The organism is Novosphingobium sp. BL-S-32 (genome assembly GCF_056857055.1).
This window is the reverse complement of record NZ_CM166476.1, coordinates 3281773-3298213: the sequence shown is the minus strand read 5'-3', so window position 1 is coordinate 3298213 and position 16441 is coordinate 3281773. Positions and strand designations below refer to the sequence as shown.

Here is a 16441-nt window from a genome sequence, read left to right as displayed (position 1 = left end):
TCACCGTCCCATTTCGAGATTCATTCAAGCAGCCCGGCGCAGTCCTTCGGGCCCGCGACGCGCGATCAGCGAGATGTTGGAGAGCCCCGCCACACTCGCCAGTTGCTCGGCAAAGTCGCCATCCAGCGCGAAGTCACGGCCGAGGCGGAGTTTCTGGGTCCGCCCACCACCAAGGTGCAGCGTCGCCATCACCTCGCCGCAACCCGCCGGGCCCGGGCGCATCAGCATCGCCAGTTCCTGCACGGCCTCGATCCGGTCGATATCGAGCGAGAGCAACATGCGCGCGTCCGCCTTCACTTCCGCAAGCGGCCGCGCGGCGCGCACGGTGACGCGCGGCGGTTCGTCCGCACTGGGCGAATCGAGTTCGACATTGAGCAGGACGCAGGTGCCTTCTTTGGCCCACTTCACGAAGTTCTCGACCATGCTTTCCTCAAAGCACGAGGCCGAGAAGTTGCCCGACTGGTCCGAGAAATCGGCCATGACGAAGTCCTTGCCCCGCTTGGTCTTCCGCTTCTGCACGTTCTCGACCATCGCCGCCATGACCGCGCCGGTGCGCCCTGCCCCGGCCCCGCTGGTCATCAGGCTGGCATGGGTTCGCGCGCCGTTGGCCGAAGCGACCGCGCGGTACTGCTCCACCGGATGGGCGGCGAAGTAGAAGCCGAAGTTCTCGCGCTCCTTCGCCATCTGGTCCATGCGGCTCCACGGCTCGGCCTCGACAAGGCGCAGGCCCTGTTCGACATGATCGTCGCCGCCGAACAGACCGTGCTGGGTCGAATTGCGCTCCCGCGAGGATCGATCCGCCTCGGCCAGCAGCGTATCGGCATTGGCCAGGACTTTGGCGCGGTTCGGCTCCAGCCCGTCGAAACCGCCCGCCGCCGCGAGGCTTTCGAGCTGGCGGCGGTTCATCGATCCGGCCGGAGCCCGGCGGAACACATCGTCCAGACTGACAAATTTGCCGTTCGCCTCCCGCTCCGCGACGAGCGCGTCCATCGCCTTTTCGCCGACGTTGCGGATACCCGCGAGGGCGTAGCGCACCGCGTGGCTGTCCGGCGTTTCCTCCACGCAGAACTCGGCTTCGGACATGTTGATGTCCGGCGGGGCCAGTTCGATGCCATTGCGGCGCGCGTCGTCCACGAAGATCGCCAGCTTTTCCGACTGATGCATGTCGAAGCACATCGATGCGGCGTAGAATTCGTGCGGATAATGCGCCTTGAACCACGCGGTGTGGTAGGCGAGCAGCGCGTAGGCGGCGGCGTGCGACTTGTTGAAGCCGTAGCCCGCGAACTTGTCGATCAAGTCGAACAGTTCGTTGGCCTTCGCGGCATCGATGTTCGACACTTCCTTGCAGCCATCGACGAAGCGCTGGCGCTGCTTGTCCATTTCCGCCTGGACCTTCTTGCCCATGGCGCGGCGCAGAAGGTCAGCGTCACCCAGCGAGTAGCCCGCCAGGATCTGCGCGGCCTGCATGACCTGTTCCTGATAGACGAAGATCCCGTAGGTCTCGCCCAGGATGCCCGAGAGCTTGTCGTGCGGATATTCGATCGATTCCAGCCCGTTCTTGCGCCTGCCGAACAGCGGAATGTTGTCCATCGGGCCCGGACGGTAGAGCGAGACGAGCGCGATGATGTCGCCAAAATTGGTGGGCTTCACGGCCGCCAGCGTGCGGCGCATACCTTCCGATTCCAGCTGGAACACGCCCACGGTATCGCCGCGCTTCAGCAGTTCGTAAACTGCCGCATCGTCCCACGCGAGGGTCGACAGGTTGATCGTGATGCCGCGCCGCTCCAGCAGGTCGCAGGCCTTCTTCAGCACCGACAACGTCTTCAGGCCGAGGAAGTCGAACTTCACGAGGCCGGTGTCTTCCACCGACTTCATGTCGAACTGCGTCACCGGCATGTCCGAACGCGGATCGCGATAGAGCGGCACCAACTGCGCCAGCGGACGGTCGCCGATGACCACGCCCGCCGCGTGGGTGGACGAGTTGCGCGGCAGGCCTTCCAGCTGCACGGCAAGGTCCACAAGGCGCTTCACCTCGTGGTCCAGATCGTATTCGCGGCGGAATTCGGCCACGGGCGGATCCTTGGTCACACCGTGCTGCTTGCGGCCGTGCAGCGCCTCGGTGAGCGTCCAGGGGTCTGTCGGATGGTTGGGCACCATCTTGCAGAGGCCGTCGACGCGGCCATAGCCCATCTGGAGAATACGCCCGCAGTCGCGCAGCACCGCGCGGGCCTTCATCTTGCCGAAGGTGATGATCTGGGCGACGTGATCGTGCCCGTACTTGCGCTGGACGTAGCGGATCACCTCGCCGCGACGGGTTTCGCAGAAGTCGATGTCGAAGTCCGGCATCGAGACGCGTTCCGGGTTCAGGAAGCGTTCGAACAGCAGGCCCAGCTTCAGCGGGTCAAGGTCGGTGACGGTGAGCGCCCAGGCCACCAGCGAGCCTGCACCCGAACCACGGCCCGGACCCACGGGAATGTCGTTGTCCTTGGCCCACTTGATAAAGTCGGCAACGATCAGGAAGTAGCCGGGGAAGCCCATGCCGACGATGATCTGCACCTCGAAATCGAGGCGCTTGGCATAGTCGAGGAAGTCCTCGGTAACGCCGCGTTCGGCCAGTTCCTTGTAGGCCGCCTCGCGCTCTTCGCCCTGAAGGGCCATGGCGGCATCCAGCTCGGCTTCGGTCACCTCCGGCCAATAGGGTGCCAGACGCATGGCAAGGCCGGCGCGGGAATTGTCCGCCAGCATCCGCGCCTCGCCCTCAAGGTCACCCGCGAGGCTGGGCAGCAGCGGCTTGCGGCGCGGCGGCATATAGGCGCAGCGCTGCGCGACGACGAGCGTGTTGGCCAGAGCCTCGGGCAGGTCTGCGAACAGTTCCTGCATCGTCTCGATCGGCTTGACCCAGCGCTCGGACGACGAACGCGGCCGCTCCGGCGCATCCACCTGCGTCGAATTGGCAATGCAAAGCATCGCGTCATGCGCGGGGTGGAACTTGGCCTCGGCGTACTGCGCGGGGTTGCTACCGACCAGCGGGATATCGCGGGCGTAGGCGAGCGCGATAAGGTCTTCCTCGCTCTCGTCTTCCACTGCTTCGCCGGTGCGGGTGATCTCGATGTAGAGACGGTCCCCGAACAGCGATTGCAGCGTATCGCAATAGCTCTCGGCCGCCTCGATCTTGCCCGCCGCGTAGAGCCGCGCAAGGGCGCCTTCGGCCCCGCCGGTAAGGCAGATCAGGCCATCGGTGTGACCGCGCAGGCTCTCCAGTTCGACATGGGCGTCCATCTCCAGCGGCCGGTCAAGGTGCGCGCGGCTGACGAGATCGCACAAGTTGAGCCAACCCACCTCGCTCTGCGCAAAAAGCGCCAGCCAGTCGATCGGCCGCTCCTGCCCTTGCGACACTGCGCCGGGACGGACGACCGCAAGGAAAGTGCCGACGATGGGCTGCACGCCCGCGCCCTTGCAGGCTTGCGCAAAAGCGGGCGCGCCGTAGAGGCCATTGCGGTCGCAGATTGCCGCGGCCGGGAACTTGCGCTCCTTGGCCAGCTTGGCGGCGGCCTTGGGATCGATCGCCCCGTCCAGCATCGTAAAGCTCGAAAAGATGCGCAGGGGGACGAAAGGTGCATGGGCCATCCCCGAATTTAGGCATTGGCACCCCATGCGATCAAGGCGCCGCTGGGGATAAGCCGGGGGATAGGCCACTTACCTCTGCGGGAAGCGAAGGACGAACCCGGCCGCGTCCACCCGTACCGGCATGCGGCCCGGCTCCCGACGAGGACGCAGAGCCTTGAAAGCGCGCGAAAACAGGCGCATCGTCAGCGAGACGTCATTGATTCCGATTTGCCTGAAATTCCCTAGTCCGCATCGGGCTTTCCGCAAATATTCAGACAAGTCTCGATAGAGTCCGGGACGGCGCAAAATGGACGCCATGCCTATGGTTCAATGCTCCATCGTCCGTTGCCCTGTCGTTCCATGAATGGCCGTACTGGGAGACCCTGAATGAAGTACGCCTACCTCGCCCTCATCCCCCTGCTGCTTGCGCCAGACGCCCTGCTTCCCGGCGAATTCGCCGCATCTGCACAGCAGGGCCATCCCGGAGGGCCGCCGCAGGGAGCACGCCCCCCGGGCGGGAACCCCGGCCACCCACCGGGCAATCCGGGTCGCCCACCGAGCGGCGGCGGCAACGCTGCTCGCCCGCAACCTCAGCCGCATCCACAACCCCAACCGAAACCGCAGCCGCAGCCCCCACGCCCCGGCGGAGGCAGCGGGAACGCCAATCGCCCCCATCCCCAGCCTCCGCAGCAAGGCGGGAACCGTCCGCCGGAGCCCGGCAATCCGCGACCGCCCTCCGGGAACCAGCGTCCGCCCTCGAATAATTATCGCCCACCGTCAAACAACTACAGGCCGCCCTCGAACAATTACCGGCCGCCGGTCGTCACCCAACCCCACCGTCCCGGATCCGGACGGCCGAGCACGTTCCGCCCGATGCATGCGCCGCCGTACCGCTACCCGCACGGTTATTCCTATCGACGCTGGCAGACGCACATGATCCTGCCGTCGCTGTTCCTGTCGGCGCCATACCTGTTCCAGGATTATGCGATGATGGGAGTCGGCCCGCCGCCTCCGGGCTACTACTGGGTGCGTTATGGGCCTGACCTGCTGCTGGTCGATCGCCGCACCCGCATGGTGGTCGACGTGATCTACAGCGCGTTCTATTATTGAGAAACGAAAACGGGGAATGCACGAAAGCGCATTCCCCGTTTTCGTAAACCACCTTGCCGGCGCTGATTAAAGCAGCGCCTCGATATCCTTTTCGAGCGATTCCGGCTTGTCGGTGGGCGCGTAGCGGCGGACCACCTTGCCGTCGCGATCGAGCAGGAACTTGGTGAAGTTCCACTTGATCGACTTGCTGCCAAGCAGACCCGGCGCCTCCGCCTTCAGCCATTGCCAAAGCGGCGGCGCATCGTCGCCATTGACCTCAACCTTGCCCATCAGCGGGAACGAGAGGCCGAAATTCACCTCGCAAAAGCTGGCGATCTCATCGGCCGAGCCCGGCTCCTGCTTGCCGAACTGGTTGCAGGGGAAGGCGATCACTTCGAAACCGCGCTCGCCGTACTTGCGCCAGAGTTCCTCCAGCCCCTTGTACTGCGGCGTGAACCCGCACTTGCTCGCCGTGTTGACGACGAGCAGCACTTTGCCCGCCCGGTCGGCGAGACTTGCGATCTCGCCATTGGGCAGGCTCGCCGTGAAATCGGCGATCGTGCGCGGGTCCGAACTCACGCGTCTTTGCTGGGGAAGTCGGCGCGGCGGGAAAGAGCGCGGATCTCGCCAATCCGGAACGTGCGGTCGCCGTCTTTCTGGATGGCGTAATCGTCCTGTTCGTTCTCAGGCAGGCTCATCACGAAATTGATCAGGGCAACCACGGTGCCGCGACGGATCACCTTGAGGTTGTGGAACAGGCCGCCGCCGTCCGCGCACTTGTGCAATTCCGCCGAATCTTCCCAGTGGAAGCGTTCCGGCCCGGAGCTTTCGGCCCGAATGGTGGACGGAATGTCGCTCATATTGTGCAGTCCCTTGTTTAGTACTTTTCGTTCTATCGTATCTGGTATGTGAAATCACTGAATTCAACGGGGTTCCATCACCCCTGTTGCGTCATCTCAGCACGCCTTCGTGAAGCCTGACCACGCGGTCCATCATCGCCGCCAGTCGCTCGTTGTGCGTGGCGACCAGCGCGGCGCTGCCCTGCCCGCGCACGAGTTCCAGGAACTGCGCGAAGACCTTGTCGGCAGTCGCCTCGTCAAGGTTGCCGGTGGGCTCGTCCGCCAACACCAGCCGCGGCTTGTTGGCGAGCGCGCGGGCCACGGCGACGCGCTGCTGCTCGCCGCCCGAGAGCTTGCTCGGCCGGTGTTCAAGGCGTTGGCCCAGTCCCAGCGCGCTGAGCAGTTCGGTCGCCCGCTGCTCGCAATCCTCGCGGCTCTTGCCGGCAATAAGCTGGGGCAGCACGACATTCTCGATCGCGTTGAAGTCGGGCAGCAGGTGGTGGAACTGGTAGACGAAGCCGATGTGATCGCGGCGCACCGCCGCCCGGCGGTCCTTGCCCAGTTTCGAGGCGTCGATCCCGGCAATCTCGATCCGGCCGCCGAAGCCGCCTTCGAGCAGGCCGATGGCCTGGAGCATGGTCGACTTGCCCGAGCCCGAAGGCCCCAGCAGCGCGACGATCTCGCCCGGCCGCACGGTCAGGTCGACGCCGCGCAGCACGTCGATGGTGACGCCGCCCTGCTCGAAGCTGCGGGTCAGCCTTTCGAGGCGGACAACAGCAGTCGGGGCGGCAGTCGGGCCGGCAGTGGTAGTGTCGAACTCACTCATAACGCAGCACCTGCACAGGATCGGTGCTCGCCGCCTTGTAGGCTGGGTAGAGCGTGGCGAGGAAACTGAAAATCAGGGCCATGACGCAGATCACCGCGATTTCGACGGGGTCCGAGCGGGCCGGCAGTTCGGTCAGGAAGCGGATCGAGGGGTCCCAGAGGTTCTGGCCCGTCATGATCTCCACCGCATGAACGATGGGCTGGCGGAAATAGAGGAAGATGAAGCCCAGGATCAGCCCGGCCAGCGTCCCCATCGCGCCGATGCAGAAGCCCGTGGTCACGAAGACCTTGAGCAGCGACCGCCGCGTCGCCCCCATCGTGCGCAGGATCGCGATGTCGCGCGTCTTGGCGCGCACCAGCATGATCAGCGAGGACAGGATGTTGAACACCGCCACCAGCACGATGATCGAAAGCACGACGAACATCGCCACGCGTTCCACCGCCAGCGCCTCGAACAGCGAGGCATTGAGGGTCTTCCAGTCGGTCACCACCGCACGGCCGGCCAGCTTGCGCTCGACCGGGGCGAGGATACGGCCCACCTGATCGGGATTGTTGGTGGTCACCTCGATCATGGCCACGGTGTCGCCCGTCAGCAGCAGCGTCTGCGCGTCCTGCATCGGCATGATGACGAACATGTTGTCATAGTCGTAGACGCCGATCTCGAAGATCGCGCCCACCCGGTAGGCAACCTGCCGGGGCACCGTTCCGAATGGCGTGGAGCGGCCCAGCGGATTGATCAGCGTGATCGTATCGCCCACTTGCGCGCCCAGGTTTTTCGCCAGTTCCGACCCGATCGCGACGGTGTTGCTGCCGGGGACGAGCGTGGCGAGATCACCGCTTTTCAGCTTGTCGTGCAGCCGGGCGATGTCTTCCGCCGTGTTGCCGCGCACCGACACGCCTTCGACGCGTCCGTTGAACGTGGTCATCAGCGGCTGCTCGATCAGCGGAGAGGCCCGAACGACACCTGGCGTGCCCTTGACGTCCTTGAGAACGTCCTGCCAGTTATCGAGCCGGCCGCCGTAGGCCTGGATGATGGCATGGCCGTTGAGCCCGACGATCTTGTCGAACAGTTCGGCGCGAAAGCCGTTCATGACGCTCATGACGATGACCAGCGCCGCGACGCCGAGCATGACGGCGAAGAGGCTGATGCCGGCGACCAGGGCGATAAAGCGCTCGCCCTTGCCGGGCAGCATGTAGCGCTTTGCGATGGTCCATTCGAAGGGGGACAGGATCAAGCGACGGTCCGTCTGTGATCGGAGGATATGGCGGCATTAAGGGCATGCGGCGGGGCTGGCAAGCATGTGCCGCCGCATGCCGTATACGACTGGATTTCCAAGGCTGAACAATGCGTGAAGCGTTTGACCTGTCAGGCCGCTTGCGATTCGCCGCCGATCCTTCAGGTTACCGCTCTCACCATCGCACCTGCCGCGTGAACCGCCGTCATCAGATGGTCATCTTGGCGGCGCATTCGGCACGCTGAGCCCCGGCTGTCCGCGCTCCTTGGCGCCAAGTGAGCGTCCGGCGACCTTCTCCCCTTGCATTTACGACCGAACCGCTCCAAATGCGCGGCAGATTTTGACGCGCCCTGGGCCGGAAACAACTCATGAACATCACACACCCCTTTCGTGACGCCGACGGGGACAAGCTGCGCGAAGAGTGCGGCATCTTCGGCGTAATCGGCGCTCGCGAAGCGGCTAATATCGCCGCTGCCGGGCTTCACTCGCTCCAGCATCGTGGCCAGGAGGCGGTGGGTATCACCAGCTTCTCGGGCTCCGAGTTCCACTCGTACCGTGGCCTCGGCCATGTCGCGCAGGTCTTCTCGCAGCGCGAGCTGGACACTCTGCCCGGCACCATGGCTTCCGGCCATGTGCGCTATGCGACGACCGGCGGTTCCGGCCTGCGCAACGTGCAGCCGCTGTTCGCGGATCTTGCCGCCGGCGGTTTCTCGATCGCGCATAACGGCAACATTTCCAACGCGATGACGCTGAAGCGCGATCTCGTGTCGAAGGGTTCGATCTTCCAGTCGACCTCCGATACCGAGGTGATCATCCACCTCGTCGCGACCAGCCGCTATCCCACCCTGCTCGACCGCTTCGTCGACGCGCTGCGCATGGTGGAAGGCGCCTACTCGCTGATCTGCATGACCGCAGAGGGCATGATCGCCTGCCGCGATCCGCTGGGCATTCGCCCGCTGGTCATGGGCCGCATCGGCGATGCCACCGTGTTCGCGTCCGAAACCGTCGCTTTCGACGTGATCGGCGCCGAGTTCATCCGCTCGATCGAGCCGGGCGAACTCGTGCAGGTGGACCACAAGGGCACCATCTCCAGCCACCGCCCGTTCGGCAACCCGGCCCCGCGCCCCTGCATCTTCGAGCACGTCTACTTCAGCCGACCCGATTCGGTGATGGACGGCCGCTCGGTCTATCAGGTGCGCAAGCAGATCGGCATGGAACTGGCCAAGGAAGCCCCCGCGGCTGCCGACGTCGTGATCCCGGTGCCCGACAGCGGCGTGCCGGCCGCCATCGGCTATGCGCAGGAATCGGGCATTCCCTTCGAACTGGGCATCATCCGCTCGCACTATGTGGGCCGCACCTTCATCCAGCCGGGTGACGCGGCGCGCCATGCCGACGTGAAGCGCAAGCACAATGCCAACCGCGCCATCGTCGAAGGCAAGCGTATCATCCTGATCGACGATTCGATCGTGCGCGGCACCACCTCGCTCAAGATCGTCGAGATGATGCGCGATGCCGGCGCTGCCGAAGTGCACATGCGCATCGCCAGCCCGCCGACCGAGCATTCGTGCTTCTACGGCGTCGATACGCCGGAGCGTTCGAAGCTGCTGGCCGCCAACATGGACATCCAGGCCATGGCGGACTTCATCAAGGCCGACAGCCTGGCCTTCGTCTCGATCGACGGTCTCTACCGCGCGGTTGGCGAGGAAAAGCGCAACAAGAAGCGCCCGCAGTTCTGCGACGCCTGCTTCTCGGGTGAATATCCCACCAAGCTGACCGACTTCGCCGAGCGTTTCGCCACCGAGCTGACCGCCGCGTGAGCGAGCAGACCGGCGTGAGCGAGCAGGTCGTCGACCAGAGCGAGACCAAGCCCTTCGACGGGCAGGTCGCGCTTGTCACCGGCTCCAGCCGTGGCATCGGCGCGGCGACCGCGATCGCGCTCGCCGCCGCGGGCGCGCACGTGCTGCTGACCGGGCGCGATACCAAGGCGCTCGAAGCGATCGAGGACCAGATCTACCAGTCCGGCGGCGCGGCCACGATCGCGCCGGTCGATCTGGTCGAGCCGGACGGCATCGCCCGCCTCGCCACTGCGGTCTCGCAGCGCTGGGGCAAGCTGGACATCCTGATCGTCAACGCGGCGATCCTGCCCGAACTGACCAGCGTGGCCGATATCGACCAGCGCGCCTTCAACAAGGCGCTCACCACCAATGTACTCGCCACGCAGGCGCTGATCGCCAATTTCGATCCGCTCCTGCGCAAGAGCGACAATGCCCGCGTGATCGGCATGTCTTCCGGCGTGGCGACCAAGCCCCGCGCGTTCTGGGGCGCCTATGCCGCCACCAAGGCCGCCGGCGACGTGCTGCTGGAATGCTATGCCGAGGAAACGCGCAACACGTCGAAAGTGCGCGTTGCCGTGGTCAATCCCGGTGCCACCCGCACCGCCATGCGCGCCCGCGCCTATCCGGGCGAAGCGCCCGCCTCGGTCAAGCCGCCCGAAACGGTTGCCGAGCGCCTCGTCGCGCTGCTTGGTGAACAGTTCCCGAGCGGACACCGCGAATCCATTAACCAATCAGCGTAACCTCGCGGTAACCTCAATCGGCGATCATCCATCCGGACGGCGCACGATCCCCGCGCCGTCCAACACGGGAAGCAGGTTACCGGCACGATGATCAAGACGCAGCCTCCGCAGCGCTACGAACTCGCGGCACAGGAAGACCGCAGCGCACCGCGCATCCGCATTTCCATCCCCGCCGGTTTCCGCGCGTCCGGTACCAAGGGCTACCAGACGGCGGTGCGCGACCTCTCGCTCTCGGGCTTTTCAGCCACCGCGATCAGCCGCATCCAGCCGGGTACTTATTGCTGGCTGACCCTGCCCGGCATGGAAGCCCTGCCCGGCCGCGTGGTCTGGTGGCAGGACGGGCTTGTCGGCTGCTCCTTCGAACAGCTTCTGAGCCCGATCATCCTGGAGACAATCCTCACCCGCTGGAGCGGCGCGGGCGGCTGAGGCTTAGAGTCTACGTTTCTCGCAAGAACGCCACGAACCGGCCGCTCAGACGGCCGGCAATGGCATCTTCAAACGTCAGCACCGACTGAACTTCCACGCGCGCCCGTTTCCGGCGCGTCAGCGTGTTCACGAACTGCGGCCATGCAGCAGGATCCGCCAGCGAGGACGTCGCGGTGAACGCGCCGCCTATGGGGCGATCATAATCCATCCGATTGGACTGGATCACGATCTCGCAGGCCAGCCCCTCCTCCAGAAGCCGCACGTGCAGCAGGGACCATGCCGCCAGAATCGCGACCGCCGAGGCGCTGCCACCGAAAATCGTGCTCTTGTGATTTATGTTCGGTTCCAGCGGCGCGCCCAGCGTGACGGACCGCCCCGTCGCCTCAAGAACGGAGACCTGCATGGCCGACGACAGGGGAATCTGCCGGTGCAGATAGCGTTCCAGATCCGTCATATTAGTCATTCATATTCCACCAGAATTGCCTCTGGCCACGAATGCCATTGCCGCCGGTGCGATCACAGCCCGGACGTGCCGAACCGCGCCTTTGTGACCCGATTCGCGCGCCGCCGAACCGTTGCACTTACGTCACAGTTCTTCGCCTTTTCCGGAAAACTACCAGTTTCAGGGCAACCAAGCATGGTCCTGTTCTGTTGGGTCTTGGGCAACTGACGAGCATCAAAGGATGAGGCAATGACCATCAAGTCCCTCTCACTGGCCGCCGCCCTGGCAGCAGGCATTGCATGGCAACCTGCTGCGGCGCAGGATTCCACCACCACTTCAGACACTTCGGCACCTTCCACCAACGGCACCTCATTCCGGGGCCTGCGCGTTGAAGGCAACTTCGGCGGCGACCGTTTCCAGTCGCAAGGCATTCATAACGACAATTTCGGCTATGGCGCTACGGTCGGCTTTGACGGCATGATTGGCGACCGGATCGTGATCGGCGCCGAAGGCAGCTATTGGCAATCAAGCAGCTCGGCCGAGAATTGCCAGGTTCTCCCCGATACCAACAACATCTGCCACAAGTCGTTCGAGGAATGGGGCGCGGCGGTGCGGGCCGGCTATCTTGTGACGCCGCAATTGCTCGTGTTCGCCAAGGGCGGCTACGTGAACAATGAACAGCGCCGCCGGATCGACGATTCCTTCGGCACCCAGCTCGTTCGCGATCACTTCAATACCGGCGGCTACCAGCTTGGCGGCGGCGTGGAATATACCCTCACGCAAGGGCGCATGCCGGTCTACCTCAACGCGCAGTACGTCTATTCGCAATATGACGATCATACGGCGCGCCAGCGGATCATGGGCGGCGTGGGCGTTCGCTTCCGCTAACCGATCAGCACTTGCCGGAAGGGCGGCGGAGAGGCGGATCCTCTCCGCCGCCCTTTCGCATTTTTATAGCGGACGCTCAGCCCTGCTTGACGAGCGTCACTTGCGCCACGTCGATGCCGCCCCCCAGAAAACCGCCTTCGCAGTACATCAGGTAGAAGCGCCAGAGACGAATGAAGCGCTCATCGAAACCGGCGGGAAGCCGTCCTTCCTCAACCGCCGTGTCGAAGTTCTCGCGCCACATGCGCAAGGTGCGGGCATAGTCCGCGCCGAAGCCGGTGCGATCTTCCCACGCAAGCCCGCGCTCGGCGGCAAGGCTGCGGAATTCCGGTTCGTTCACCAGCATGCCGCCGGGGAAAATGAACGTCTGGATGAAATCGGCGCTGCGCGCGTAGTTCTCGAAAATCCGCTCGTCGATCATGATGTACTGGATCGCCGCGCGCCCGCCGGGCTTGAGGTTGCGGGCCACGCAGTCGAGGAATTCGGGCCAATAGCCACGCCCCACAGCCTCCACCATCTCGATCGAGACGATGGCATCGTATTGGCCGGATACGTCGCGATAGTCCTGCTTGCGAAAATCGACCGAGCCGACCGTCGGCTGCCAGCGCTCACGCGCGTAGGCCAGCTGCTCGTCCGAGAGGCTGATCGCGTCGACCGAGACTTGCTCGCACTCCGCCAGGAACGCCGCCATGGTGCCCCAGCCGCAGCCGATCTCCAGCACGCTGCCGCCGGGCTGAAGCCCAAGCCGCCGCGCGATAGTGACGATCTTGTTGGACTGCGCCGCATCGAGCGGGGTGACGAACTGGCTCAGCGCATTGGGGCCGCTGCCGGGGCGGGCGAAGATCGCGCTTGAATAGAGCATCGTCTCGCCCAGCCAGGCGCTGTAGAAGTCATTGCCGAGGTCGTAGTGCGCATGGATATTGCGCTGCGATCCAGAGCGGCTGTTGCGGCGCAGCCAGTGGACGAAGCGGCCCGCCAGCCGCCACGGCCCGCGCGCCCGCGCGGCCCCGCCAAGGCTGAGGGCATTGTCCATGAACAGCGCGAACAGCGGCACCGGGTCCGGGCTTTCCCATTCGCCGGCTTCCCACGCCTGATACCAGCCGACCGAGCCCGCCGTCGCCAATCGCAGCAAGGCGCGCCAGCTCTTCAGCTCCACCACGGCGCCGAACCCCGGCTCTCGTCCGCCCAGCAGACGCGTCTCGCCCGAGGGCAGCGTTGCCTCGATCGATCCGCGGATCAGCCCCGCGTCGATCCGGTCGAGTATCCGGGCGATGCCGCCCGACCACAACCGTGCCAGCCACTGCGGCCCCACGCCGATAGCGCGGCCGCCTTCGACCAGCTCCTCACCCCTGCCCGGTAGATGCGCGTTCATGAATAGGGATATGAACCCGAAGCCGCTCACGGGCAATTGCCTATGCCGTCAAATCACTTGCCTTTACCTTCTGCCAAGCCGCAAGAGCACGCTCGCGCCCGGCCCGATGCTCGATAATCTTCGCCGGATAGGCCTTGGGACGGACCATGGAAGGGGGATCGTGAATCTCCGTATCGGATAGATCCGCAAGCTCCGGCACCCATTCGCGGATGTAGGCGGCGGCATCGAATTTCTCCGACTGGCTGAGCGGCGCCATGATTCGTACGAACATCTGGGCATCGACCCCGGAGCCCGCGCTCCACTGCCAGTTGACGGCGTTGGAGGCGTAGTCGGCATCGACCAGCGTGTCCCAGAACCATTGCTCGCCCTCCCGCCAGTCGATCAGCAGGTGCTTGATGAGGAAGCTGGCGGCGATCATCCGCACGCGGTTGTGCATCCAGCCGGTGTGCCAGAGCTGGCGCATGCCCGCGTCGACGATGGGATAGCCGGTCATCCCGCGCTGCCACGCCCGCAAGTCCTCCGCCGCCGCCTTGCCGCTGCGCCAGCCGAGCAATGTGAAGTCCTCCTTGGCGGAGCGGCTGCCGTAATCGGGAATCTGGAGGATCACGTTCTGCGCATAGTCGCGCCAGCCCAGTTCGCCGAGGAAGGTGCCGACCGAACCGCCCTCCCCCGCCACCGCGTGCCAGACTTGCCCGGGCGAGATTTCCCCGAAATGCAGATGGGGGGAGAGAAACGAAGTTCCCTCGACCGATGGCAGGTTGCGCTGCGCCTCATAGCGCGCGGCCTCGTCCGCGAAGGCGTCGAGGCGCTTCATTGCGCCGTGCTCGCCCGGTTCCCACATGGCGCGCATGCCGCCCGCCCAATCGGGCTTTGTCGGGAGAAGGCCCCAGTCCTCCAGCCGGTCCGACTTCGGCCAGACGTCAGGTGCGTCGATCTTTCGGGGCGCCGGCAATGGTTCGTGCGGCGGCATGCGCTCGCTCAGCGCCCGCCAGAAGGGCGTGTAGATGCGATAGGGATTGCCCGCGAGGTTGCGCACCGACCCCGGCGGCGCGAGGTAATTGCCGTGGTGGAGATGGAGGTCGAGCACTTTGCCCACCGCCTTCTCGGCATTGCGCCACCACGGCTCGTAATGATGCAGCGCGTGGACCTCGCGCGCGCCGGTTTCCTGTGCGATTTCGGCCAGCACGTCCTCGCACTTGCCCCGGCGTAGGATCAGGCGCGAGCCCTTGGCGCGCAGGGCTTTGTCGAGACTGGCCAGCGAATGGTGCAGCCACCAGCGCGAGGCCCCGCCCATGCGCCGGTGCTTCGGCGTCTCGTCATCGAGGACATAGACCGGGATCACCGCCCCTATGCTCGCGGCCTCGACAATGGCAGGCTGGTCGGACAGGCGCAGGTCGCGCCGCAGCCAGACGATCCGGGGAACATTCATGGAAGCGGAACGCAGATGGGCCATCGGAGTTTCCTAACGTCATGAGCGACTTGCCCCAAGCCCCCGCGACATCGCGGCACCGCATCGATCCGCGCAAGGCCGGGATCGCCGCGCTGGCCTGCTGGGCGGGCTTCGCGCTCTTCGCCTGGGCGGTTCCGGCGGGACGCACGCGGCAGTTCGACCAGCTTGGCCTGATGTTCTGGCGGGCCCACGACCTTCACCCGCTGGGGCCGCCCTGGGTACTCGAATGGGTGCGCGACCTGACCGCCATGGGCGGGTTCCTGCAACTCAAGCTCTACACGATCATGGCCTTCGTCGCGCTGTTCTGGCTGCGCCGTCGACGTGAGGCGGTGCTGCTGGCGCTGACAGTGCTGAGCGGCAGCGCGGTCAATGCCCTGCTCAAGCTGGTCTTCGGCCGCCCCCGGCCGGAGATCGTGCCCCATCTTACCGAAGCGGGCGGCGCCAGTTTCCCGAGCGGGCACAGCTTCAACTCGGCATCGACCTATATCGCCCTCGCCCTCGCCTTCGCGGCGCTGAGCCCGCGCGCGAATGTGCGTCATACCCTGATCGCCGGTTCGATCGTACTGAGCCTCATGGTGGCGTGGAGCCGGGTCTGGCTCGGCGTCCACTGGCCGAGCGACGTCATGGCCGGATGGCTGGGCGGCGCGGCGTGGAGCTTTACGGCCAGCGCCGTGCTCTATCGCCCCGCGCGGGTCGTTCTGGAAACGACGGGAGACTTCAGCGAGCCGGACAGCCCGCAGGCACCTCCACCGGAAAATTGAAGTTGCGGCGCACGAAGGTGCCCGAATAACGCGCATCGGTGAACGTCACCGTGGCGGTGCAGCCGTGCCGCTCGATCCGCGCCATCGGAAGCTGCGACCAGGCAAGGAACTTCGCCGCCTCGGGCGTGGCACCTGCGGCCTTTACCGCCAGCGGATCAGCCATGTTGTCCGCGACCGGCGCGCTGTGTTCGACCAGCGTGAAGACACTGCGCAGCGGATCGTAGCGACCGAAGGCGATCCGTCCGTCCTGCCGCCAGATCACGTCGCGGCGCCAGAATGCCAGCGGCTCGGGCGATGCGAAAATGCGGTCGGGCGCCGCGTGGGGCTCCCCAACTGACGGAGCCCGCCACGCCAGCGCAGAAAGGCCAATGTTGAGCGCGATGAACCCGAGGACGCCGGCCAGCGCCAGCCCTGCGGGACGGCCGACGCCCCGCCTGCCCCGCTTTGCGCGGCGACGGCTGGCCCAGACGCCCGCGCCCAGCATCGCCAGCAGCCACGGCGAGATGATGAACAGGCCATCGCTATGGAACCAGCGCGCGCTCATTGGCGACAGCAGCTGGATCGCATAGACGTTCTGCATATCGAGCAAGGGATGCGTCAGCGCGCCGAGATAGCAGAGCGTCAGCAGCCAGCCGAAGTGCATGGCCAGTCCGCTGGGAAATACCGTGCCCCGCCGCACCTGCCAGCGGTCGAACAACCAGAGCAGCAGCGCCAGAATCGGCGGCATCAGCAGTACGCCGCCCACCAGCCCATGCGTGAACCCGCGATGCATCGCCAGCGGCGCCCAGGGCGACCAGCCGAAGAACACGTCGATATCGGGCATGTTTGCCGCCAGCACGCAGGCCGCCAACCCCTTGCGCGTGCGGCGCTTGAGCCCGGTTTCCGCGAGAGCCCAGCCGACGAGGCTGTGGGTCAGATTATCCATGAAGGGCAGTG

The 16441-nt window shown here is 65.3% G+C and carries 15 protein-coding genes; 6 read left to right on the top strand and 9 right to left on the bottom strand.

Annotated features, from left to right (window positions below; all coding sequences use genetic code 11):
• Positions 1–24 precede the first annotated feature (24 nt).
• Entirely contained in the window at positions 25–3627 is a 3603-nt protein-coding gene (dnaE, locus tag AC1VVK_RS15455) for a DNA polymerase III subunit alpha (RefSeq protein ID WP_482903663.1), read from the bottom strand.
• A gap of 966 nt (positions 3628–4593) precedes the next feature.
• Here dnaE and AC1VVK_RS15450 point away from each other — a divergent pair.
• Positions 4594–4716, top strand: a complete 123-nt coding sequence (locus tag AC1VVK_RS15450) for an RcnB family protein (RefSeq protein ID WP_482903662.1) — start codon at positions 4594–4596, stop codon at positions 4714–4716.
• Between the two features lie 66 nt (positions 4717–4782).
• Here AC1VVK_RS15450 and AC1VVK_RS15445 read toward each other — a convergent pair whose 3' ends face one another.
• The 4 genes from AC1VVK_RS15445 to AC1VVK_RS15430 all read right to left on the bottom strand — a co-directional run bounded on the left by AC1VVK_RS15445 (position 4783) and on the right by AC1VVK_RS15430 (position 7594).
• On the bottom strand, positions 4783–5274 hold the full coding sequence (locus tag AC1VVK_RS15445) for a glutathione peroxidase (protein WP_482903661.1): 492 nt from the start codon (positions 5272–5274) through the stop codon (positions 4783–4785).
• Positions 5271–5555 carry a hypothetical protein gene (locus tag AC1VVK_RS15440; RefSeq protein ID WP_132384799.1) on the bottom strand — a complete coding sequence of 95 codons (285 nt, stop codon included), beginning with the start codon at positions 5553–5555 and terminating at the stop codon, positions 5271–5273. The genes AC1VVK_RS15445 and AC1VVK_RS15440 overlap by 4 nt, the downstream gene beginning before the upstream one ends.
• 91 nt (positions 5556–5646) lie before the next feature.
• Positions 5647–6360 carry an ABC transporter ATP-binding protein gene (locus tag AC1VVK_RS15435; protein WP_482903660.1) on the bottom strand — a complete coding sequence of 238 codons (714 nt, stop codon included), beginning with the start codon at positions 6358–6360 and terminating at the stop codon, positions 5647–5649.
• Positions 6353–7594: a lipoprotein-releasing ABC transporter permease subunit gene (locus AC1VVK_RS15430; RefSeq protein WP_132384797.1), complete on the bottom strand. Its 1242-nt coding sequence runs from the start codon at positions 7592–7594 to the stop codon at positions 6353–6355. Before AC1VVK_RS15430 ends, AC1VVK_RS15435 begins: the two co-directional genes overlap by 8 nt.
• A 368-nt stretch (positions 7595–7962) precedes the next feature.
• On the opposite strand from AC1VVK_RS15430, the gene purF reads away from it, so the two are divergent.
• From purF to AC1VVK_RS15415, 3 genes are all read left to right on the top strand, one after another.
• A complete protein-coding gene (purF, locus tag AC1VVK_RS15425; RefSeq protein ID WP_132384796.1) occupies positions 7963–9411 on the top strand; it encodes an amidophosphoribosyltransferase in 1449 nt (482 codons plus the stop codon).
• Entirely contained in the window at positions 9408–10169 is a 762-nt protein-coding gene (locus tag AC1VVK_RS15420) for an SDR family NAD(P)-dependent oxidoreductase (protein ID WP_482903659.1), read from the top strand. Before purF ends, AC1VVK_RS15420 begins: the two co-directional genes overlap by 4 nt.
• An 87-nt stretch (positions 10170–10256) precedes the next feature.
• Complete coding sequence (locus AC1VVK_RS15415) at positions 10257–10595, top strand: PilZ domain-containing protein (RefSeq protein WP_132384795.1); 339 nt, start codon at positions 10257–10259, stop codon at positions 10593–10595.
• A gap of 10 nt (positions 10596–10605) precedes the next feature.
• Here AC1VVK_RS15415 and AC1VVK_RS15410 read toward each other — a convergent pair whose 3' ends face one another.
• Positions 10606–11049 (bottom strand): YiiD C-terminal domain-containing protein, encoded by a 444-nt coding sequence (locus AC1VVK_RS15410; protein WP_482903658.1) that lies wholly within the window; start codon positions 11047–11049, stop codon positions 10606–10608.
• A 237-nt stretch (positions 11050–11286) separates the two neighbouring features.
• Here AC1VVK_RS15410 and AC1VVK_RS15405 point away from each other — a divergent pair, with 237 nt between their 5' ends.
• Positions 11287–11925 carry an outer membrane protein gene (locus AC1VVK_RS15405; protein WP_482903657.1) on the top strand — a complete coding sequence of 213 codons (639 nt, stop codon included), beginning with the start codon at positions 11287–11289 and terminating at the stop codon, positions 11923–11925.
• Between the two features lie 76 nt (positions 11926–12001).
• On the opposite strand, the gene AC1VVK_RS15400 is transcribed toward AC1VVK_RS15405, so the two are convergent.
• Both AC1VVK_RS15400 and AC1VVK_RS15395 read right to left on the bottom strand, forming a co-directional pair.
• Positions 12002–13294 (bottom strand): class I SAM-dependent methyltransferase, encoded by a 1293-nt coding sequence (locus AC1VVK_RS15400; protein ID WP_482903656.1) that lies wholly within the window; start codon positions 13292–13294, stop codon positions 12002–12004.
• A 40-nt stretch (positions 13295–13334) separates the two neighbouring features.
• Positions 13335–14723: a cryptochrome/photolyase family protein gene (locus AC1VVK_RS15395; protein WP_482905181.1), complete on the bottom strand. Its 1389-nt coding sequence runs from the start codon at positions 14721–14723 to the stop codon at positions 13335–13337.
• A gap of 41 nt (positions 14724–14764) precedes the next feature.
• Here AC1VVK_RS15395 and AC1VVK_RS15390 point away from each other — a divergent pair, with 41 nt between their 5' ends.
• Entirely contained in the window at positions 14765–15505 is a 741-nt protein-coding gene (locus AC1VVK_RS15390; RefSeq protein ID WP_482903655.1) for a phosphatase PAP2 family protein, read from the top strand.
• Here the strand turns inward: AC1VVK_RS15390 and AC1VVK_RS15385 are convergent.
• The gene (locus tag AC1VVK_RS15385) at positions 15462–16430 is read right to left on the bottom strand and encodes a metal-dependent hydrolase (RefSeq protein WP_482903654.1); all 969 of its coding nucleotides are present in this window, start codon (positions 16428–16430) and stop codon (positions 15462–15464) included. The two genes, AC1VVK_RS15390 and AC1VVK_RS15385, sit on opposite strands and share 44 nt — an antisense overlap.
• Between the last annotated feature and the right edge of the window lie 11 nt (positions 16431–16441).